This is a genomic window from Nocardia sp. NPDC023733 (assembly GCF_040639775.1).
Taxonomy (GTDB): Bacteria; Actinomycetota; Actinomycetes; order Mycobacteriales; family Mycobacteriaceae; genus Nocardia; species Nocardia rosealba.
In genome coordinates this window covers 74,505-94,528 of the sequence record NZ_JBFAAN010000002.1, presented here as the reverse complement: position 1 = coordinate 94,528, position 20,024 = coordinate 74,505, and the positions used below count along the sequence as shown (strand labels likewise).

Sequence of the window (20,024 nt, the reverse complement as noted above, 5' to 3'; positions counted from 1 at the left end):
GTCTAGACGCTGCAAGCAGCATCCGGCAGGTTTGCGCCGTTCGCCCAGGGGTGTGATCCCGCTGGGCGAACGGTCGTTACCTACTCGGCGACGATGACCGACACTTCGCCGTCGGCGGCGTCGGTCGCCTCGCCTGCCACCACGAACCAGTGGGTGACCTCGCCGTCGGCCAGGTCGTCTTCGACCGAGCCTGCGGGGAGGACCGACAGGGCGCCTGCGGTGGCCGAGACCAGGAATTCCTGGATGGCGGCGGGGCCGGAGGCGTGGGTGGTGAAGGTGGTGCATTCGTAGTCGATGCCGTGTTCGTCGCGCAGGCGTTCGGCCAGGGCGACAGCCTCGGACTGGGTGAGCACCGCTGTGGTGTCGCCGGCGAACTGGACGAAGGCCGGGTGGTCCTCGGCCAGGGGGCGGACGCGGTCGGCGTAGGAGACGGGATGCGCTGCGGCTGCGGCGATCTCGTCTTCCACGTCGGCCAGGACCAGCCATTCGCCTGCCACTCCGGCGACCGGGGCCGCGCTGATGCCGAACGCCGCGCCGGCGGCGGCCAGCTCGACTCCGGTCAGGTCACCCGCGAACAGCACCGCGGCACCGGCCTTCTGCACGGCCCAGGCGGCGAGCACCGAATCCACACTGCGCGGCAGCGACACGGCGACCACACCCCCCGGACCGGCGCCGCGCGCGATGAGCACGCGGGCCAGCTGCGAGGACTTGCGATCCAGTGCGCTGTAGGCGATCTCGCTGTCACCGCGCAGCAGGGCGGGTGCCTGCGGGTCGGCTTCCACGACCTCGGCGAGCACCTTGGCCACCGTCTGCGCACCGACACCGGTCACCGAAGCGGGCGCCGAACCAGCCGCTGTCACACCGGATTCGGCGAGCAGCTTGGCGCGTTCGGTGGCATCGAGGATGTCGATGTCACCGACCAGGCCGGTCGGGTTCTCGAGCAGTTCGTCGAGCACCCGCAGCAACCGGGCGGACAGGGTGCGGATCTCGTCCTCGGTGAAGGTGCTGCGCAGGTAGCGCATGGTGATCTCGATGGTCGACTCGGCCATCACCACCAGCGTGAGCGGGTAGTGGGTGGCGTCGTCGAGGCCGACACCGGTGACCTGCATGCCATCGATCGAGCTCGCCGCGGTGACGGCGTCCTTGTCCATCGGGTAGGACTCGAACACCAGCAGCGTGTCGAACTGCGAACCGGCACCGGCCACCCGCTGGATGTCGGACAGGCCCACGAAGTGGTGGCTGAGCAGTTCGGCCTGCTCGGACTGCACCTTCTGGGTGAGCTTCTCCGCCGTCATCCGGTCGTCGATCTGGATGCGCACCGGCAGGGTGTTGATGAACAGGCCGACCATCGACTCCACACCGGGCAGCTCGGCCGGACGACCGGAGACGGTCGCACCGAACACCACGTCGTCGCGGCCGGTGAGGCGCCCGACGACGATGCCCCACGCGGTCTGCAGCAGCGTGTTCACGGTGACACCGAGCTCGCCGGCGAACTTGCCGAGCGCCCGGGTGCGATCGTTGTCGATCTCGACGACGACCTTGTCGATCTCGAACCGCTCCTCGGTGCGCGGCGGCGGCGCCAGCTGGGTGGGTCCTTCCACCCCGGCCAACGCGTCGGCCCAGGCCCGCAGCGACACTTCGCGATCCCAGCCCGAGAGCCAGGACAGGAAGTTGCGGTAGGACGCCACGCGCGGCAGGGCGGTGAGGTCGCCGTGCACCGCGTAGAGCACCAGCAGGTCGCGCATGAGCAGCGGCATCGACCAGCCGTCGACCAGGATGTGGTGCACCGTGATCGACAGGTGCGCCTTGTCCTCGGCCGTCTTGAACAGACCGAAGCGGATCAGCGGCGCGGTCGCCATGTCGAACTGGTTGGCCCGGTCGGCGGCCAGCAGTTGCTGCATGCGCGGCATGCGCACGTCCTCGGGCAGCTCGGTCAGGTCGACCTCACGCCACGGCACCTCGAGCTCGCCCAGCACCACCTGCACCGGCTGACCGGCCGAGTCGGTGACGAAGGCGGTCCGCAGGTTCGGGTAGCGGTCGAGCACGCCCTGGGCAGCCTTGCGCAGCCGCTCGGCGTCGAGGGTGCCGGTCAGGTCGAGTACGGCCTGCACGGTGTACACGTCGACGGTCGCCGAGCTGATCATGGCGTGGAACATCAGGCCCGCCTGCAGCGGCGAGAGCGGCCACACCTCCGACAGCGCGGGGTAATCCCGTTCCCACACATCGAGATCGGACTGTTCCACGCGTACCAGCGGCATATCGGACGGGGTGAAACCGCCCGCGTCGGACCGCTGCGCGTGCGTGGCGAGCGCGGTGAGCGCGGCCACGAACAGGTCGGCGAACTCCTGTGCCCGCTCGGCGGAGAGCAGTCCGGTCGGGAAGGCGATGTTCGCGCCGAGCTGCGGGCCCTCGTCGCCGTCGTCGACGATGGCATTGATGTCCAGCGTCGCGTTGGCGGGCATGTCGAGGTCCATCTCGGCGTCGAGCTGACCGAGGTCGGCCACCGGGATCCAGCCGAGTTCGGCGAGTTCGGCGGGGATCTCGCCCGTGCCCGCCCGGCCCAGGTAGTTGAAGCTGATCTGGCCGACGCTCGGCAGATCGGCACCCTGCTCGGTGAGGTACTTGAGCATGCCGTAGCCGATGCCCTTGTCCGGCACCGCGAGCATCTGCTCCTTGACCGACTTGATCACGTCGCCGAGCACGGCGCCACCGGCGAAGGCGTCGTCGAGGTCGGCGCCCGCCAGGTCCAGACGCACCGGGAAGGCGGTGGTGAACCAGCCGACGGTGCGCGACAGGTCGGCACCGGCGACGATCTCTTCCTGGCGGCCGTGGCCCTCCAGCTTGATCAACGCCGCGGTACCGGATTCGTCTCCGCGCCAACGCGATACAGCCAACGCCAGAGCGGTGAGCAGACCGTCGTTGACACCGCCGTGGTACAGGCCGGGGATCGCGGTGAGCACCGCGTCGGTGACCTCGGGCGAGAGCGTGACCTGCACCCGGTCGACGGTGGCGAAGGTGTCGACCTTCGGGTCGAACGGACGCGAACCCAGCAGCGGGTCGGGCGTCGAGGACACCTCGCGCCAGAACGGCAGTTCCGTGCGACGGTCCGCGGCCTGCTCGACCAGGCTGTGCGCCCAGCGTCGCATGGACGTGCCGTTGGCGGGCAGCGCCACCGGCTGACCGGCCGCGATCTGACCCCAGGCCATGCCGAGGTCGGGGATCAGGATGCGCCAGGACACACCGTCGATCACGAAGTGGTGGCCGACGACGAGCAGGGCGTCGCGACGGCGCGGGCTCTGTGTCGGTGCGCCGAAGGCGAACCACACGAACTGCACCATGGCGGCACCGGCCGGGTCGAGGCGACCCATGGCCTGGTCGTACTCGGCGCTGGCCAGGGCGGACAGTTCCTCGTCGGTGATGTCACCGGACACCTCGACGCGACGCACCAGGGCGCTCACATCGACCGCGCCGGGCGCCAACGCCTCGAACTCCCAACCGTTCTCGCTGTCACCCTGCTGCGCTCCCGAGAGCCCTGCGTGGTCACGCTCCGCTACCGCCTCCGGGCTCACCGCTCGCTCCGCGCGCGCGACCCGCGAGCGGAGCACATCGTGGTGGTCGAAGACCGCGCCGATGGTGGCGTGCAGGACGTCCTCGGTGATGCGTTCGGGCAGGCGGAGCACCATCGACTGGGAGAACCGGTCGTAGGTGGAACCGCTGCTGAGGATCTGGCGCATGATCGGCAGCATCGGGATGTCGCCGACACCGCCGCCGGGCAGTTCCTCGAGCACGATCTGCTCGGTGTCGCCGGCGAGGACCGCGATCTCGGCCAGCCCGGCCACGCTGCGCTTCTCGAACACGTCGCGCGGCTTGAACAGCACGCCACGGTCCTTGGCCCGCGACACCAGCTGGATGGACAGAATCGAGTCACCGCCGAGGGCGAAGAACGAATCGTCGAGGCCCACCGCGTCGACACCGAGCACCTCGGCGAAGACGGCGGCGATGATCGCCTCGATATCGCTTGTCGGCGTGCGGAACTCGCGCGGGGCGAGGACCGGCTCGGGCAGGGCGCGACGGTCCAGCTTGCCCGCGGGGGTCAGCGGGATCTCGTCGAGCACCATCACCGAGGCGGGCACCATGTGCGCGGGCAGCTGCTGCGCCACGAACTCGACCAGGGCGGCGGGTTCCACGGCACGGCCGGGGACCGGGCGCACGTAGGACACCAGGATGGTCGCGCCCGCGTCGGTGGTGCGGCCGATGGTCGCCGCGAAATCGACGTCGTCGTGTGCGGTGAGCACGGCGTCGATCTCGCCCAGTTCGATGCGGAAGCCGCGGATCTTCACCTGGAAGTCGTTGCGGCCCACGTATTCCACGACGGGCTTGCCGTTGACGGTGCGCCAGGCGACCACGTCACCGGTGCGGTACAGCCGTGAGCCCGGTGCACCGTAGGGGTTGGCCACGAAGCGTTCGGCGGTCAGGCCGAGGCGGTCGTGGTAGCCGCGCGCCAGCGGCACGCCACCCAGGTACAGCTCACCGGACACACCCTCGGGGACCGGATGCAGGCGACTGTCGAGCACCAGCACGGTCGCGCCGGGTATCGGGCCACCGATGTTCATGGTGTCGCCGGGCAGCAGCGCGTCGGACAGGTTGGTCGCGATGGTCGCCTCGGTGGGGCCGTAGGCGTTGTAGAACCGGTGGTGCGCCGGGTCGGTGCCCGCGCTGTGCCAGTTCGCCACCAGGTCGACCGGCGCCTTGTCGCCACCGACGATCAGCGCTTCCAGCCCGGCCAGTGCCGACGGTTCCATCGACGCCGCGACGAGCGGGGTGAGGAACACGTGGGTCAGGCCCTGGCCGACGATGATCTCGGCCAGTTCCTCACCACCGACCACGCCGACCGGCGTGATCACCAGGGTGCCCGCCGACCCGACGGCCAGCAGGAACTCGAGGATCGACGCGTCGAACGACGGCGAGGCGAACGCGAGTGTCCGCGCGTCCTTGCCGAGCCCGAACTGTGTCACCTCGGCGGCGGCGAAGTTGGCCACACCGGTGTGGGTGACGACGACGCCCTTGGGCAGGCCCGTCGAACCCGAGGTGTAGATCATGTACGCCGTGTTGTCGGCGCGCACGACGCCGCGACGGTCCGCGTCGGTGATCGGCTCGCCCGGCTGCTCGGCGATCTCCGCGTGCAGTGCCGCGTCGTCGAGGACCAGCCAGTCACCCAGTACGGGCGCGGGCAGGTGATCGGCTTCAGCGGAGACCGTGATGCCGAGGGCGGCACCCGAATCCGACATCATGTGCGCGATGCGCTCGGCCGGGTACTTCGGGTCGACCGGCAGGAACGCCGCACCCGACTTGACGACCGCCCAGATGGCGAGGGTGGTCTCGAGCGACCGCTGCATGGCGATGGCGACGACCGTCTCCGGTGCGGCGCCGCGCTCGATGAGGACCCGGGCCAGACGCGAGGACGCGGCGTCGAGCTCGGCGTAGGTCAGCGAGCGGACATTGCCCGATGCCACCGACCCCGCGCCCGGCTCGTCCGCCGACGTGCGCGACGCGAGCGCGCCAGCACTTGCGGACGCGATGGTGTCGGCATCGACCTGGGGTGCGGCAGTGAGCGCGCGGAGCAGACCCGTGTCGACCCACTCGGGGGCGACGATCGCCTCGCCGGTCGGGTTGGTCGCGACAGCCTGGGCAAGCAGCTCGGGCAGCGTGCTCGTGGCGAGCGCGGGACCACCTGTGCGGGTGAGCAGTTCGGTGCGCTCGACGGTGTCGAGGAGTTCCAGATCGCCCACCGGCGTGGTGGTGTCGGCGACGACCTCGGCGAGCAGGCGGCGGAACCGCTGCGCGAACTTCTCCACCGTCGACTGATCGAAAAGATCACTGGCGTAGGAGAACTCGGCGTAAGCACCGGCCTCGTCGCCCGCTCCGGCCTCGCGGACGGTGAGCAGCAGGTCGAACTTGGCGGTGTCGACGTCGAAGTCGACCGCCGAGACCGAAAGGCCGGGCAGTTCGAAGCCGGCGTCGGGCAGGTTCTCGAACGACAGCGCCACCTGGAACAGCGGGTGCCGCGCGGTGGAGCGCTCGGGGTTGAGCAGTTCCACCAGCCGCTCGAACGGGATGTCGGCGTGGGCGAAGGCGGCCAGGTCGGCCTCCTTGGCCTGGGCGAGCAGGTCGCCGAAGCTCTGCTGGCCGCCGACCTGCGTGCGCAGGGCCAGGGTGTTGACGAACATGCCGATCACGTCGTCGAGCTCGGCCTCGCCACGACCGGCGATCGGGGTGCCGATGACGATGTCCTCGGTGCCCGACAGGCGCGCCAGGAAGATCGCCAGCGCGGTGTGCACGACCATGAACAGCGTCGCGTTCTGCTCGCGGGCGATGGCGGTGAGCCCGGCGTGGACGTCACCGTCGATCGGGAACAGCACCCGGCCACCGGCGAAGGACTGCGTGCTCGGACGCGGCCGGTCCAGCGGCAGGTTCAGTTCGTCGGGCACACCGGCCAGGGCGCGCTTCCAGTACGCGGCCTGCTGAGAGAGCAGGCTGTTCTCGTCGGTCTCCGAGCCCAGCACCTCGCGCTGCCAGATGCTGAAGTCGGCGTACTGCACCGCCAGCGGCGCCCAGCCGGGCGCCTCGCCTGCCGCGCGGGCGGCGTAGGCGATCATCACGTCGCGGGTCAGCGGGCCCATCGACCAGCCGTCGGCGCTGATGTGGTGGGCCACGAACACCAACACGTACTCGGTGCTCGCGTCGGTACCGACCGGCGAGACGACCCGCATCAGCTTGGCGCGCAACGGAACTTCGTCGATCACGTCGAAGCCCGCGGTGATCAGTTCGGCGATCTTGTCCCGAACCTGGTCGGGGACAACATCTTCCGGCGTCAGATCGGGCACATTGCCCTCGACCGGCAGGATCACCTGGTGCGGTGTGCCGTTGGCGGACGGGTACACCGTGCGCAGGGTTTCGTGGCGGGCGAGCACGTCGGCGACAGCCAGCTGCAGTGCCTCGACATCCAGCGCACCCGACAGGCGGACCGCGACCGGGATGTTGTTCACCGAGGAACTGGTGTCGAACTGGTTCAGGAACCACATGCGCTGCTGAGCCAGCGACAGCGGCACCTGATCCGGTCGCGGTGCGGCGACCAGCGCGCGACGCCCACCGGCACCGGCACCCTGCTCGACCTTCACCGCGAGCCCGGCCACCGTCGATGCCTCGAACAGCAGGCGCACGGGCACCCGGCTGTCCAAGGCCGCGCCGAGGCGGGCCGCGACCTGGGTGGCCAGCAGCGAGTTGCCACCGAGAGCGAAGAAGTCGTCGTCGGCGCCGACGCGCTCGACGCCGAGCACGTCGGCGAACACGCCCGCCACGATCTCCTCGATCGGGGTGGACGGTGCGCGGAACGCCTGTGCCTCGAACTCCGGCTCCGGCAGCGCCTTGCGGTCGAGCTTGCCGTTCACATTGAGCGGCAGGGCATCGAGCACGACGAACGCGGCGGGCACCATGTACGACGGCAGGCCGGCAGCCAGCGTCGACTTCACCTGCGCCACATCGATTTCCGTGGTGGCCGTCGTCGACGACCCGGCGCCACCGGTGGTCGCCGAGACGGAATCCACCGGCTGAACAGCGACCGAATCGGCCTCCCGGCTCGGCGTATTCGCCTGCGCGCCACCCTTTCCGACGAGGTAGGCGACGAGCCGGTCACCCGTACGCGGATCGGACTTGGCGATGACTGCCGCCTGGCCGATCTCCGGCAGCGCCAGCAGCGCGGCCTCGATCTCGCCGAGCTCGATACGGAAGCCTCGGATCTTCACCTGGAAGTCGGTGCGGCCGCGGTAGTCGAGTTCGCCGTTGTGCCAGGCCACCAGGTCGCCGGTGCGGTACATGCGGCTGCCGGTACCGAACGGGTTGGCGACGAAGCGGTCGGCGGTGAGGTCGGCGCGGCCGAAGTAGCCGCGCGCCAGCTGGGCGCCCGCGAGGTACAGCTCACCGGCGACACCGTCGGGCACCGGGCGCAGCCGCTCGTCGAGCACGTAGACCTGGCTGTTCCATTCGGGCGAACCGATGGACACCGAACCCTGGTCGGCCGCGTTCACCCGGTGCGAGGTGATCGAGACCGCGGCCTCGGTGGGGCCGTACAGGTTGAACAGCTCGGTGCGCGGGAACGCGGTGCGGAAGCGCTGGGCCAGCGAACCGGGCAGCGCCTCACCGATGGCGAGCACGCGCCACAGCGAATCCGGCATGCCGGCGGCCAGCAGTGCGTCCAGCATCGACGGCACCACGTGCAGCGTGGTGACCCACTCGCGGATCATCAGCTCGTTGAGGTAGGCCGGGTCGCGATGCCCGTCGGGCGCGGCGATCACGAGGCGACCACCGCACACCGCCGCCGACCAGAACTCCCAGACCGAGAGGTCGAAGGTGGCCGCGGTCTTGAGCAGCACCGCGTCGGCGGCGTCCATACCGAATTCGACCAGCTTCCACTGCAGCTGGTTGGCGATGGCGCCGTGCGGTACCGCGACGCCCTTCGGGCGACCGGTCGAACCGGACGTGAAGATCACGTACGCGGTGTTCGACGGACGCAGCGGCTCGGTGCGCTCGTCATCGGAAACCGGTGCGGCGTTGAGGCTGTCCAGGGCGAGTTCGTCGATGCGCACGACCGGTGCGGCATCGGTGCTGAACTCGTCGTTGGTGAGCACGCAGACCGGTGCCGCGGTGGTGAGGATGTAGTCGGTGCGCTCGGCCGCCTGATCGGGATCGACCGGCACGTACGCACCACCGGACTTGGCCACCGCGTACATCGCGACGATCAGATCCACCGAGCGGCGCATGGCGAGCGCCACGCGCGCCTCCGGGCCGACACCGAGCGAGATCAGGTGGCGGGCAAGGCGGTTCACCTTCGCGTCGAGTTCGGCGTAGGTGAGCTGGTTGCCGTCGTCGGTGACCAGGGCGGTCGCCTTCGGGTCGGCGGCCACGGTGGCATCGAGCAGCGAGACAAGGGTGGCCTCGGTGTCGACCGGGTTGGCCGTGTTGTTGCGGCCGTCGAGCAGTTCGGCGCGCTCGGCCGGGGCGAGCAGTTCGATATCGCCGACGGCGGTGCGCGGCGTGGCGACGATCGCCTCGAGCAGGCGCTCGAAGCGGCGCAGGAATCCCTCGACCGTGGCGCGGTCGAACAGATCGGTCGCGTAGGTGAGCAGACCCGAAATGCCTTCGGGCTCACCGGTTTCGTCGTAGACGTCGCTGATGATGAGGTGCAGGTCGAACTGCGACAGGTTGCTGTCGATGTCCAGGCCCGCGACCGTGAGACCCGGCAGTTCCAGGGTGGCGCGGCTGAGGTTCTGGAACGACAGACCCACCTGGAACAGCGGGTGCCGCGCGGTGGAACGCACCGGGTTGAGCACCTCGACGAGCCGCTCGAACGGCACGTCGGCGTTGGCGAAGGCGGCGATGTCGTCTTCGCGCTGGCGGGCCAGCAGGTCGGTGAAGGCCTCACCGCTGTCGACCTTGGTGCGGAACACCAGGGTGTTGACGAACATGCCGATCATGTCGTCGAGCACGGCCTCGCCACGACCCGCCATCGGGGTGCCGATGGCGATGTCGTCGGTGCCCGACAGGCGCGCGAGCAGCACCGCGAGGGCGGTGTGCACGACCATGAACAGCGTCGCGCCCTCCCCACGGGCCAGTTCGACGAGCGCGCGGTGGGTCTCGGCGCTGATCCGCACGTCGACCTTGCTGCCCGCGAAGCTCTGCACGGCGGGACGCGGCCGGTCGGCCGGCAGGTCGAGCTGGTCGGGCAGCTCGGCGAGGGCCTGCTTCCAGTAGGCCACCTGCTTGCTGGCCATCGAGTCCGGGTTGTCCTCGTTGCCGAGCAGCTCGCGCTGCCAGATGCTGTAGTCCGCGTACTGCACGGGCAGCGGCGACCAACCGGGTTCGGAGCCGGCGGCGCGGGCGGCGTAGGCCGTCATCAGGTCGCGGGTCAGCGGGGCGACCGACGAGCCGTCACCGGAGATGTGGTGCACGACCATGGCCAGCACGAAGTCGTCGCTGTTCTCGACATGGAACAGGGCGACGCGCAACGGCACCTCGACGGTGACGTCGAAGATGGTGCCGAGCAGTTCGCCGACCGCCGTCTCCACCTCGTCGGCGGCGACGGTGCGCTCGAGCAGTTCCGGCGCCGCCTGTGCGGGCGACAGGATGACCTGTGCCGCACCGGCTTCGGTCTGCGGGTAGACGGTGCGCAGGATCTCGTGGCGGCTCACCAGGTCGAGGATCGCGGCGCGCAGCGCGGCCACGTCGAGCTCGCCGGACAGGCGGACCGCGACGGGCACGTTGTAGGCCGCCGACTGGGTGTCGAAGCGGTTGAGGAACCACATCCGCTGCTGGGCGAGCGAGAGCGGGATGTGCTCCGGACGCGGACCGGCCTTCAGCGCCTTGCGGTCACCGGTCTCGGCATGCTGCTCGATCCGATGGGCCAGCGCCGACACCGTGGACGCCTCGAACAGCAGGCGCACGGGGATGCGGGTGTCGAGGGCCTCACCGAGGCGAGCGGCGACCTGCGTGGCCAGCAGCGAGTTACCGCCCCAGGCGAAGAAATCGTCGTCGAGACCGAACCGCTTGTCGTCACCCAGGCGCAAGACCTCGGCGAAGGTGGCGGCCACGAGCTGTTCGCTCGGGCTCACCGGTGCGCGGAACACGGCTTTCTCGACCTCGGGCTCCGGCAGCGCCTTGCGGTCGAGCTTGCCGTTGGCGTTCAACGGCAGGGCGTCGAGCTGCAGGTACACGGTCGGAACCATGTAGGACGGCAGTTCGCTGCTCAGCGCGTTACGCAGCGCGACCTTGTCGAGCTCGCCCGCCTCGGCCACGACGTAGGCGACGAGGCGATCGCCGACCACCGGATCGGTGTGGGCGAGCACGGCGGCCGCAGAGATCGTGGGCTGACGCAGCAGCGCTGCCTCGATCTCACCGAGTTCGATACGGAAGCCGCGGATCTTCACCTGGAAGTCCGTGCGGCCCCGGTAGTCGAGTTCGCCGTCGGCGTTCCACGCCACGAGGTCGCCGGTGCGGTACATGCGTTCGCCGGTGGTGGAGAACGGGTCGGCGACGAAGCGATCGGCGGTCAGGTCGGCGCGGCCGTAGTAGCCGCGCGCCAGCTGGGCACCGGCCAGGTACAGCTCACCGGAGACACCGACCGGAACCGGGCGCAGCCGCGAATCCAGCACGTAGACACGGCTGTTCCACTCCGGGCCGCCGATCGACACCGACACCTGGTCGGCATCGGTCACGGCGTGGCTGGTGATCGAGACCGCGGCCTCGGTGGGGCCGTACAGGTTGAACAGCGCGGCCGTGTTGGCGGTGCGGAAGCGCTGCGCGGTCGCGGCGGGCAGCGCCTCACCGATCGCGAGCACCCGGCGCAACGTGCGCGGCAGGGCGGCACCGGACTCGGTGAGCAGCGCGTCGAGCATCGACGGCACCACGTGCAGCGTGGTGACACCGGTGGACCGCATCAGGTCGTTGAGGTAGGCCGGGTCGCGGTGGCCGTCGGCGGTGGCGACCACCAGGCGGGCACCGGCGACGGCGGCGGTCCAGAACTCCCAGACCGACAGGTCGAAGGTGGCCGCGGTCTTGAGCAGCACCGCGTCGTCGGCACCGATCCCGAATTCGGCCGTCTCCCACAGCAACTGGTTGACGATCGCGCCGTGCGGGACCGCGACACCCTTGGGCTTACCGGTGGAACCGGAGGTGAAGATGATGTACGCGGTGTTGGCGGGCACGAGTGAACGCCCGGTGATCGCCTCGGCGCTCACCGCGCTCAGGTCCAGGTCGTCCAGGACGACCACTTCGGCCGCCGCCGTGCCGAATTCGGCGTTCGCCGTGGTCAGCACGACAGCCGGGGCGGCGGTTTCCAGGATGTAGTCGGTGCGCTCGGCGGGCTGATCGGGGTCGATCGGCACGTAGGCCGCGCCCGTGCGGGCCACCGCGTACATCGCGATGATCAGCTCGGCGGAGCGTCGGATGGCCAGGGCAACCCGGTCCTCGGCGCCGATCCCGCGCTCGATCAGGTGCCGCGCGAGGCGGTTGACCTCGGCATCGAGTTCGGCGTAGGTGAACTCGCGACGACCGGAGACGATTCGGCCGGAAGCGACAGCGGCGCGTGTGTCCGCGTCGTCGGATTCCGGCTCGTCGACGACCAGTGCGATCGCGTCCGGGGTCGCCGCCACAGTCGCGTCGAGCAGCGACACCAGGGTGGCATCGGTGTCGACCGGGTGCGCGGTGTCGTTCCACGCGGTGACGATCCGCTCGGCCTCCGGCTCGGCGAGCAGGTCGATGTCACCGACCGGGATGCTCGCGTCGGCGGTGACGGCGTCGAGCACCCGCACGAAGCGGTCGGCGAAGCTCTGCACCGTCGACTCGTCGAACAGGTCGATGGCGTAACCGAATTCGGTGACCAGCTGGGCCGGTGCGCCGTCGTCGGTGTAGCGGTCGTACAGGGTGACGTGCAGGTCGGTCTTGGCCAGCTGCGAGTCGTAGTCGACCGGGCTCACCGTGAGACCGGGGAGTTCGAAGGTGGTCTCGGCCAGGTTCTGGAACGACAGACCGATCTGGAACAGCGGGTTGCGTGCGGTGGAGCGCACCGGGTTGAGCACCTCGACGAGCCGCTCGAACGGCACGTCTGCGTTGGCGAAGGCTTCCAGGTCGCGTTCGCGCACGTCGGCGAGCAGCTCGGCGAAGGAGGCGCCGGAGTCGACGGCGGTGCGGAACACCAGGGTGTTGACGAACATGCCGATCAGGTCGTCGAGTTCGCGCTCGCCACGACCAGCGATGGGGGTGCCGACGGCGATGTCGTCGGTGCCCGACAGGCGCGCGAGCAGCACCGCGAGCGCGGCGTGCACGACCATGAACAGCGAGGCGTTGTTGGCGCGGGCCAGGTTGTGCAGGGCGGCGTGCCGGTCGGGGTCGATCTCGAAGCGGATCGCCTTGCCCTGGAACGACTGCGCGGGCGGGCGCGGCCGGTCGGCGGGCAGTTCGAGCTGGTCGGGCAGGCCGGCCAGTGCCTCGGTCCAGTACGCGACCTGCTTGGCGGCCAGCGATTCGGGGTCGGATTCGTCGCCGAGCACTTCGCGCTGCCACAGCGCGTAGTCGGCGTACTGCACCGGCAGCGGCGCCCACTGCGGCGCCTCACCCTGCGCGCGGGCCACGTAGGCGGCCATGATGTCGCGCGCCAGCGGCCCCATGGAGGAACCATCGGCGGACACATGGTGCACGGTGAACGCGAGCACATAATCGGTCTCGCTCAGTTCGAACAGCGCGACCGCGAGCGGCACCTCACGGGTGACGTCGAAGGTGGTCATCGCGAATTCGATCACCGCGCCGAGCAATTCGTCCTCGTCGACCTCGATGTGGTGCACCTGCGCGCTGATCTGCGAGTTCGGCAGGATCACCTGGCGTGGGCCGTCGGGCGAGGCCGGGTAGACGGTGCGCAGCATCTCGTGGCGGGCGAACACGTCGCCGATGGCCTGCTCGAGCGCGGGCACGTCGAGGTCACCGGTGAGGCGGACGGCGAGGGGGATGTTGTCCACCGCGGAGGTGGAGGTGTCGAACTGGTTGAGGAACCAGTAGCGCTGCTGGGCAGGCGAGAGCGGGATGACCTCGGGCCGCTCCCCCGCCTTCAGGCGCGGGCGGGCGCGGCCGGAACCGGCGTTGTGCTCGGCACGGGCGGCCAGCGCCGACACGGTCGAGGCCTCGAACAGGTCGCGGACCGCGAGCTGGGTGTCCAGGGCGGCACCGATGCGGGCGGTGACCTGGGTGGCCAGCAGCGAGTTGCCGCCGAGTTCGAAGAAGTCGTCGTCGGCACCCACGCGGGCCACGCCGAGCACGTCGCCGAAGGTGCCCGCCACGATCTCCTCGATCGGGGTGGACGGCGCACGGAACACCTTGGTCTCGAACACCGGCGCGGGCAGCGCCTTGCGGTCGAGCTTGCCGGAGGCGTTGAGCGGGAAGGCGTCCAGGATCACGAACGCGGTGGGCACCATGTACGCGGGCAGGGCGCTGCCGAGTTCGGCGCGCACCGCGTCGATGTCGACGGTCGAACCGGCCGACGGGATCAGGTAGCCGACGAGCTGGTCGCCGAGGCGTTCGTCGCCACGGACCACGACCACCGACTGGGCGATCGAGGGCAGTGCGGTGAGCGCGGACTCGATCTCGCCGAGCTCGATGCGCAGACCGCGCAGCTTCACCTGGAAGTCGGTGCGGCCCAGGTACTCCAGCTCGCCGTGTTCGGTCCAGGTGACGAGGTCGCCGGTGCGGTACATGCGGGCGCCGTCGGTGCCGAAGGGGTCGGCGACGAAGCGGTCGGCGGTGAGATCCGGGCGGTTCACGTAGCCGCGGGCCAGCTGCACACCGGCCAGATACAGCTCACCCGCGACACCGACCGGGACCGGGTGCAGGCGCGAATCCAGCACGTACACCTCGGTGTTGAACACCGGCGCACCGATCGGCACCGAGGTGGCGTCGGCGTCGGTGACCTCGTGGAAGGTGACGTCGACGGCGGCCTCGGTGGGGCCGTACAGGTTGTGTACGGCCGCACCGGAGAGGGCGCGCATCCGCTGGGCGGTCGGCGCGGGCAGCGCCTCACCGGAGGCGAAGACCAGGCGCAGGCTGTCGGCGCGGCCGTCGTCCTCGGCCAGTTCGGCCACGAACACCGACATCATCGACGGCACGAAGTGCGCGGTGGTGACGTTCTCGGCGGCGATGAGTTCGGCCAGGTAGGCCGGGTCACGATGACCGTCGGGCTTGGCCACGACCAGGCGCGCACCGATCTGCAAGGGCCAGAAGAACTCCCACACCGACACGTCGAACGTGGCGGGCGTCTTCTGCAGCACCACGTCGTCGGCGGTCAGGCCGTACTGCGCCTGCATCCACACCAGACGGTTCACGATCGCGCCGTGGCTCACGGCAACACCCTTCGGGCGGCCGGTCGAACCCGACGTGAAGATCACGTACGCGGTGTTCGACGGACGCAGCGGGGCGATCCGCTCGGCATCGGTGACCGGCGCATCCGAGTAGCTCGACAGGTCGAGGCTGTCGATGTGCAGCGCAGTGGTCGAGCCCGCGTCGAATTCGTCACGGGCCGTGGTCAATACGCACACCGGTGCGGCGGTCTCGAGCACGTAGTGGGTGCGCTCGGCCGGGTGGTCGGGGTCCAGCGGCACGTAGGCGCCACCGGCCACGCTCACCGCGTACATGCCGATCACCAGGTCGAGCGAGCGGCGCATGCCGAGCGCGACCATGGTGTCCGGGCCGACGCCCTGGGCGATCAGGTGCCGGGCCAGACGGTTCACCTGGGCGGTGAACCCGGCGTAGGACAGAGTTGTCCCCTCGAACGTGAGGGCAGGCGCGTTCGCACCGGTCGCGGCCTGTGCCTGGAACATCGACACCAGGGTCGCGTCCTGGTCGACCGGGTGCGCGGTGGCATTCCAGCCGGCCACGACCTGGCGGTATTCGACCGGAGCCAGCAGCTCGACGTCGCCGATCGCGCGGGTCGGTTCCGCGACCACCGACGACAGCATCCGCACCAGGCGCTTGGCCAGGCCCGCGATGGTGTCGGCGTCGAACATGTCTGTCGCGTAAGCGAACTCGGCGGTCATGCCGTCGGCGGAACCGTCGGCGCGGTAGCGATCGGTCAGGTTCAGGTGCAGATCGAACTTGGCCGTCACCACGTCCAGCGGCACGCCGGCGACCTCGAGGCCGGGCAGTTCGAACGACGCCTCGCCGGTGTTCTGGAACGACAGCATCACCTGGAACAGCGGGTGACGCGCCTGCGAACGGGCCGGGTTGAGGATTTCGACGAGCCGCTCGAACGGCAGGTCGGCGTGGCCGAAGGCGGCCAGGTCGTTCTCCCGCGTGGCGGCGAGCAGCTCGGCGAACGACTGCGCCGGGTCGACCGTGCTGCGCAGCACCAGGGTGTTGACGAACATGCCGATGGCGTCGTCGAGCACCGCTTCACCACGGCCCGCGACGGCGGTACCGATGGCGATGTCGTCGCTGTTGGACAGGCGCGCGAGCAGGGCGGCGAAAGCGGCGTGCACCACCATGAACAGGCTGGCGCCGTGTTCGCGGGCCAGCGCGTTGAGGCTGTGCGTCAGCGCCGGGTCGATCGAGAACTCGTGCACCCCACCGCGGTTGGAGGTCACGGCCGGGCGCGGGCGGTCGCTCGGCAGATCCAGCTGGTCGGGCAGCCCGGCCAGCGTCGTGGACCAGTAGGCCACCTGCTGGGCGATCATCGACGACGGATCCGACTCGGAGCCGAGGGTTTCACGCTGCCACAGCGCGAAGTCGGCGTACTGCACGGGCAGCGGCGCCCAGCCCGGCGCCTCGCCGCGCGAGCGGGCGGCGTAGGCGATCATCACGTCGCGGGCCAGCGGACGCACCGACCAGCCGTCGCCGGAGATGTGGTGCACCACGAAGACGAGCACGTGGGTGTCGGGGTGCGAGCCGTCCATGGACCCGGCCACGCGCAGCAGTTCGGCGCGCACCGGGACCTGTGCGGTGACGTCGAATCCGGCGAGCACGAGTTCGCTGATGCGCTCGCGGATCTCGTCCTCACCGACGGTGACGGGATGGAGGGTGATCGGCACCTCGGCCGCGGGCAGCACGACCTGCACGCCGTGGCCGTCGGCGGTTTCCGGGTAGACCGTGCGCAGCACCTCGTGCCGCTCCACGACGTCGGCCACGGCCCGGCGCAGCGCGTCGACATCGAGGTCGCCGGTCAGGCGGACGGCCAGCGGGATGTTGTTGACGCCGGTCGCGCTGTCGAACCGGTTGAGGAACCACATGCGCTGCTGGGCGAGCGAGAGCGGCACCTGCTCCGGGCGCGGCCCGGCGACGAGCTCGCGGCGGCTGCCGCTGCCCGCGTGGGTCTCCACCTTGGCGGCCAGCGCCGACACCGACGGCGCCTCGAACAGCACCCGCACCGGAACCCTGGTGTCGAGGGCCGCGCCGAGGCGGGCGACGACCTGGGTGGCGATGAGCGAGTTGCCGCCGAGGTCGAAGAAGTCGTCGTCGCGGCCGACCGGCTGGTCCTCGGACAGGCCGAGCACCTCGGCGAAGGTGGCGGCGACGATCTCCTCGATCGGGGTGCTCGGCGCGCGGAACTCGCGGGCCTCGAACACCGGATCGGGCAGGGCGCGGCGGTCGAGCTTGCCGTTGGCGCTCAGCGGCATCTCATCGAGCACGACGAACGCGGCCGGAACCATGTACGACGGCAGCTGCGCACCGAGATGCGCACGCAGCGTTTCGGTTTCGACACTCGCGCCCGCCGAGGGCACGACGTAGCCGACCAGCTGATCGCCGGTGCGGGCGTCCGAACGCACGACGACCACGGCCTGGCCGACGGTGTCGTGGGCGGTGAGGGCGGCCTCGATCTCGCCGAGCTCGATGCGCAGACCGCGCAGCTTCACCTGGAAGTCGGTGCGGCCGAGGTAGGTGATCACCCCGTGGTCGTCGCGACGCACGAGGTCACCGGTGCGGTACATGCGCGCGCCGTCGTCACCGAAGGGATCGGCGACGAAGCGGTCGGCGGTGAGGTCGGGGCGGCCGAAGTAGCCGCGCGCCAACTGGTCACCCGCCAGGTACAGCTCACCCGCGACCCCGGCCGGGACCGGGTGCAGGCGGGCGTCGAGCACATAGGCCTCGGCGTTCCAGACCGGCGCGCCGATCGGGACGGCACCGTCGACCTGGTCGGCGACCGGGCCGTGCGTGGCGTGCACGGTGAACTCGGTTGGGCCGTACAGGTTGAACAGCTCGGCGTCGCTCACCCTGCGCAGGGCCGCGACGGCGTCACCGGTGAAGGCCTCACCGGCGATCAGCAGGGCGCGCAGTGAGGACAGAGCTCCGCTCTCCACCGCGGCCGCATCGATGCTGCCTGCGAAAACGGTGAGCATCGACGGGACGAACGAAGTCATGGTGACCCGTTGCGCCGCAATGACATCGGCGAGGTACTGCGGGTCGCGGTGCCCGTCGGGGCTCGCGACGACGAGCCGGCCGCCGGTGCTGAGCGGACCGAACAGCTCCCACACCGACACATCGAAGGTGGCGGGGGTCTTGAACAGCACCACGTCGTCGGCGCCGATGCCGTATTCACCGGTGATCCAGCGGATCTGGTTCACCACGGCCGAGTGCGGCACGGCCACACCCTTCGGGCGACCGGTCGAGCCGGAGGTGAAGATGACGTAGGCCGGGTGCTGCGGGTGCAGCGGGGCGATGCGCTCGGCGTCGGTGACCGGGGTGTCCGAGTAGGCCGACAGGTCGATCGCGTCGATGACCAGGGTGCGCGGGCCGTCCGCCGACGCACTGCCGGTCTCGGAACTGCCTGCACCGGATGCGGTGGACAGGCCAGCCTGACCGGTCGCAGCGGCCGGGTCACCTTCGGTTGCTCCGGCTTCGAGTCCGAAGCCGTCGCGGGTCGTGGTCAGCACGACCACGGGGTCGGCAGTTTCGAGCACGTAGGCGATGCGGTCGGCGGGCTGGTCGAGGTCGAGCGGGACGTAACCGCCGCCGGCTTCCTGCACCGCGTACGCCGCGATCACCAGGTCGATGCTGCGGCGCAGGCCGAGGGCGACCAGCCGTTCCGGGCCGACACCGGCCTCGATCAGGCGGTGCGCCAAACGGTGTACGCGCGCGGCGAATTCGGCGTAGGTGAGGGTTTCGCCGGTGGCCGGGTCGATGAGGGCGACCGCGTTCGGGGTCGCCGTGGCCTGGCGGGCGAACTCGTCGACGAGGGTGCCCGCGCCGGGCAGCTCGCGGGCGGTGTCGTTCCAGCCACGAACGGCCAGTTGCACCTCGGCCGCGTTCAGCAGCGGGATGTCGCCCACGGCACGGTTCGGGGTGGCCGCGATGGCATTGAGCAGGCGGGTGAAGCGGGCACCGAAGCTACTCATGGTCGACGCGTCGAACAGGTCGGTCGCGTAGATCAGCTCGGCGACCATTCCGGCGGTGTCACCGGGCTTCTCGGTGAGCACCACCTGCAGGTCGAACTTGGCGACATCGATCGGCAGCTCCACACCGCTCGCGGTGAGGCCGGGCAGTTCCAGGCTGGTCTGGCCGGTGTTCTGGAAGGCCAGCATCACCTGGAACAGCGGGTGACGCGCCTGCGAACGGGCCGGGTTGATGATCTCGACCAGCCGCTCGAACGGCAGGTCGGCGTGGCCGAAGGACGCGATGTCGCTGGTGCGGACCTGGGCGAGCAGCTCACTGAAGCTCGCCGCGCCGTCGACCTCGGTGCGCAGCACGAGGGTGTTGACGAACATGCCGATCAGGTCGTCGAGCGCGCGTTCGCCACGGCCCGCGATGGGCGTGCCGATGGCGATGTCGGACTCACCGGACAGTCGCGAGAGCAGCAGAGCCAGGGCCGCGTGCGTGACCATGAACAGGGTCGCGCCACGGGTGCGGGCCAGCTCGGCGAGCGCCGCGTGGGTGCGGGCGTCGATCTCGAAGGTGTGGGTGGCGCCGCGACCGCTGGCGACGGCCGGACGCGGCCGGTCGGCGGGCAGGTCGAGCTGCTCGGGCAGACCGCGCAGGTGCTCGCTCCAGAAAGCGATCTGACTCGCGATCACCGATCGGGCGTCGTCCTCGTCACCGAGCACGGCACGCTGCCAGAGCGCGAAGTCTGCGTACTGGACCTCGAGGGGACGCCAGGCCGGTTCGGCGCCTTCCACGCGGGCGCTGTAGGCGGTCATCACGTCGCGGGTGAGCGGGCCCATGGAGAAGCCGTCGGCCGAGATGTGGTGCACGACAAGGGCGAGCACGTGTTCGGTCGGGCTCACCTCGAACAGGGCGGCCCGGAACGGCACCTCGGCGGTGACGTCGAACGCAGTGAGCACGAGCTGCGAAAGACGCTGCGGCAGTTCGGCTTCGGTGGTCTCGATCGGGGCGAGGTCGGGGATGACCTTGCCGGTCGGCACGATCACCTGGTGGGCGGCGCCGTCGGCCTCCGGGTAGTAGGTGCGCAGCGACTCGTGGCGGGCGAGCACGTCGGCGACGGC

The 20,024-nt window shown here is 70.3% G+C and carries 1 protein-coding gene (only partly in view); it reads right to left on the bottom strand.

The features are described 5' to 3' along the window. Positions 1-80: 80 nt before the first annotated feature. Positions 81-20,024, bottom strand: the final stretch of a protein-coding gene (locus AB0F86_RS11800; RefSeq protein WP_356985902.1) for a non-ribosomal peptide synthase/polyketide synthase. Its footprint extends 24,381 nt past the window's final position; the window shows 19,944 of its 44,325 coding nt (coding positions 24,382-44,325); its start codon lies off the right edge, out of view; it ends in the stop codon at positions 81-83.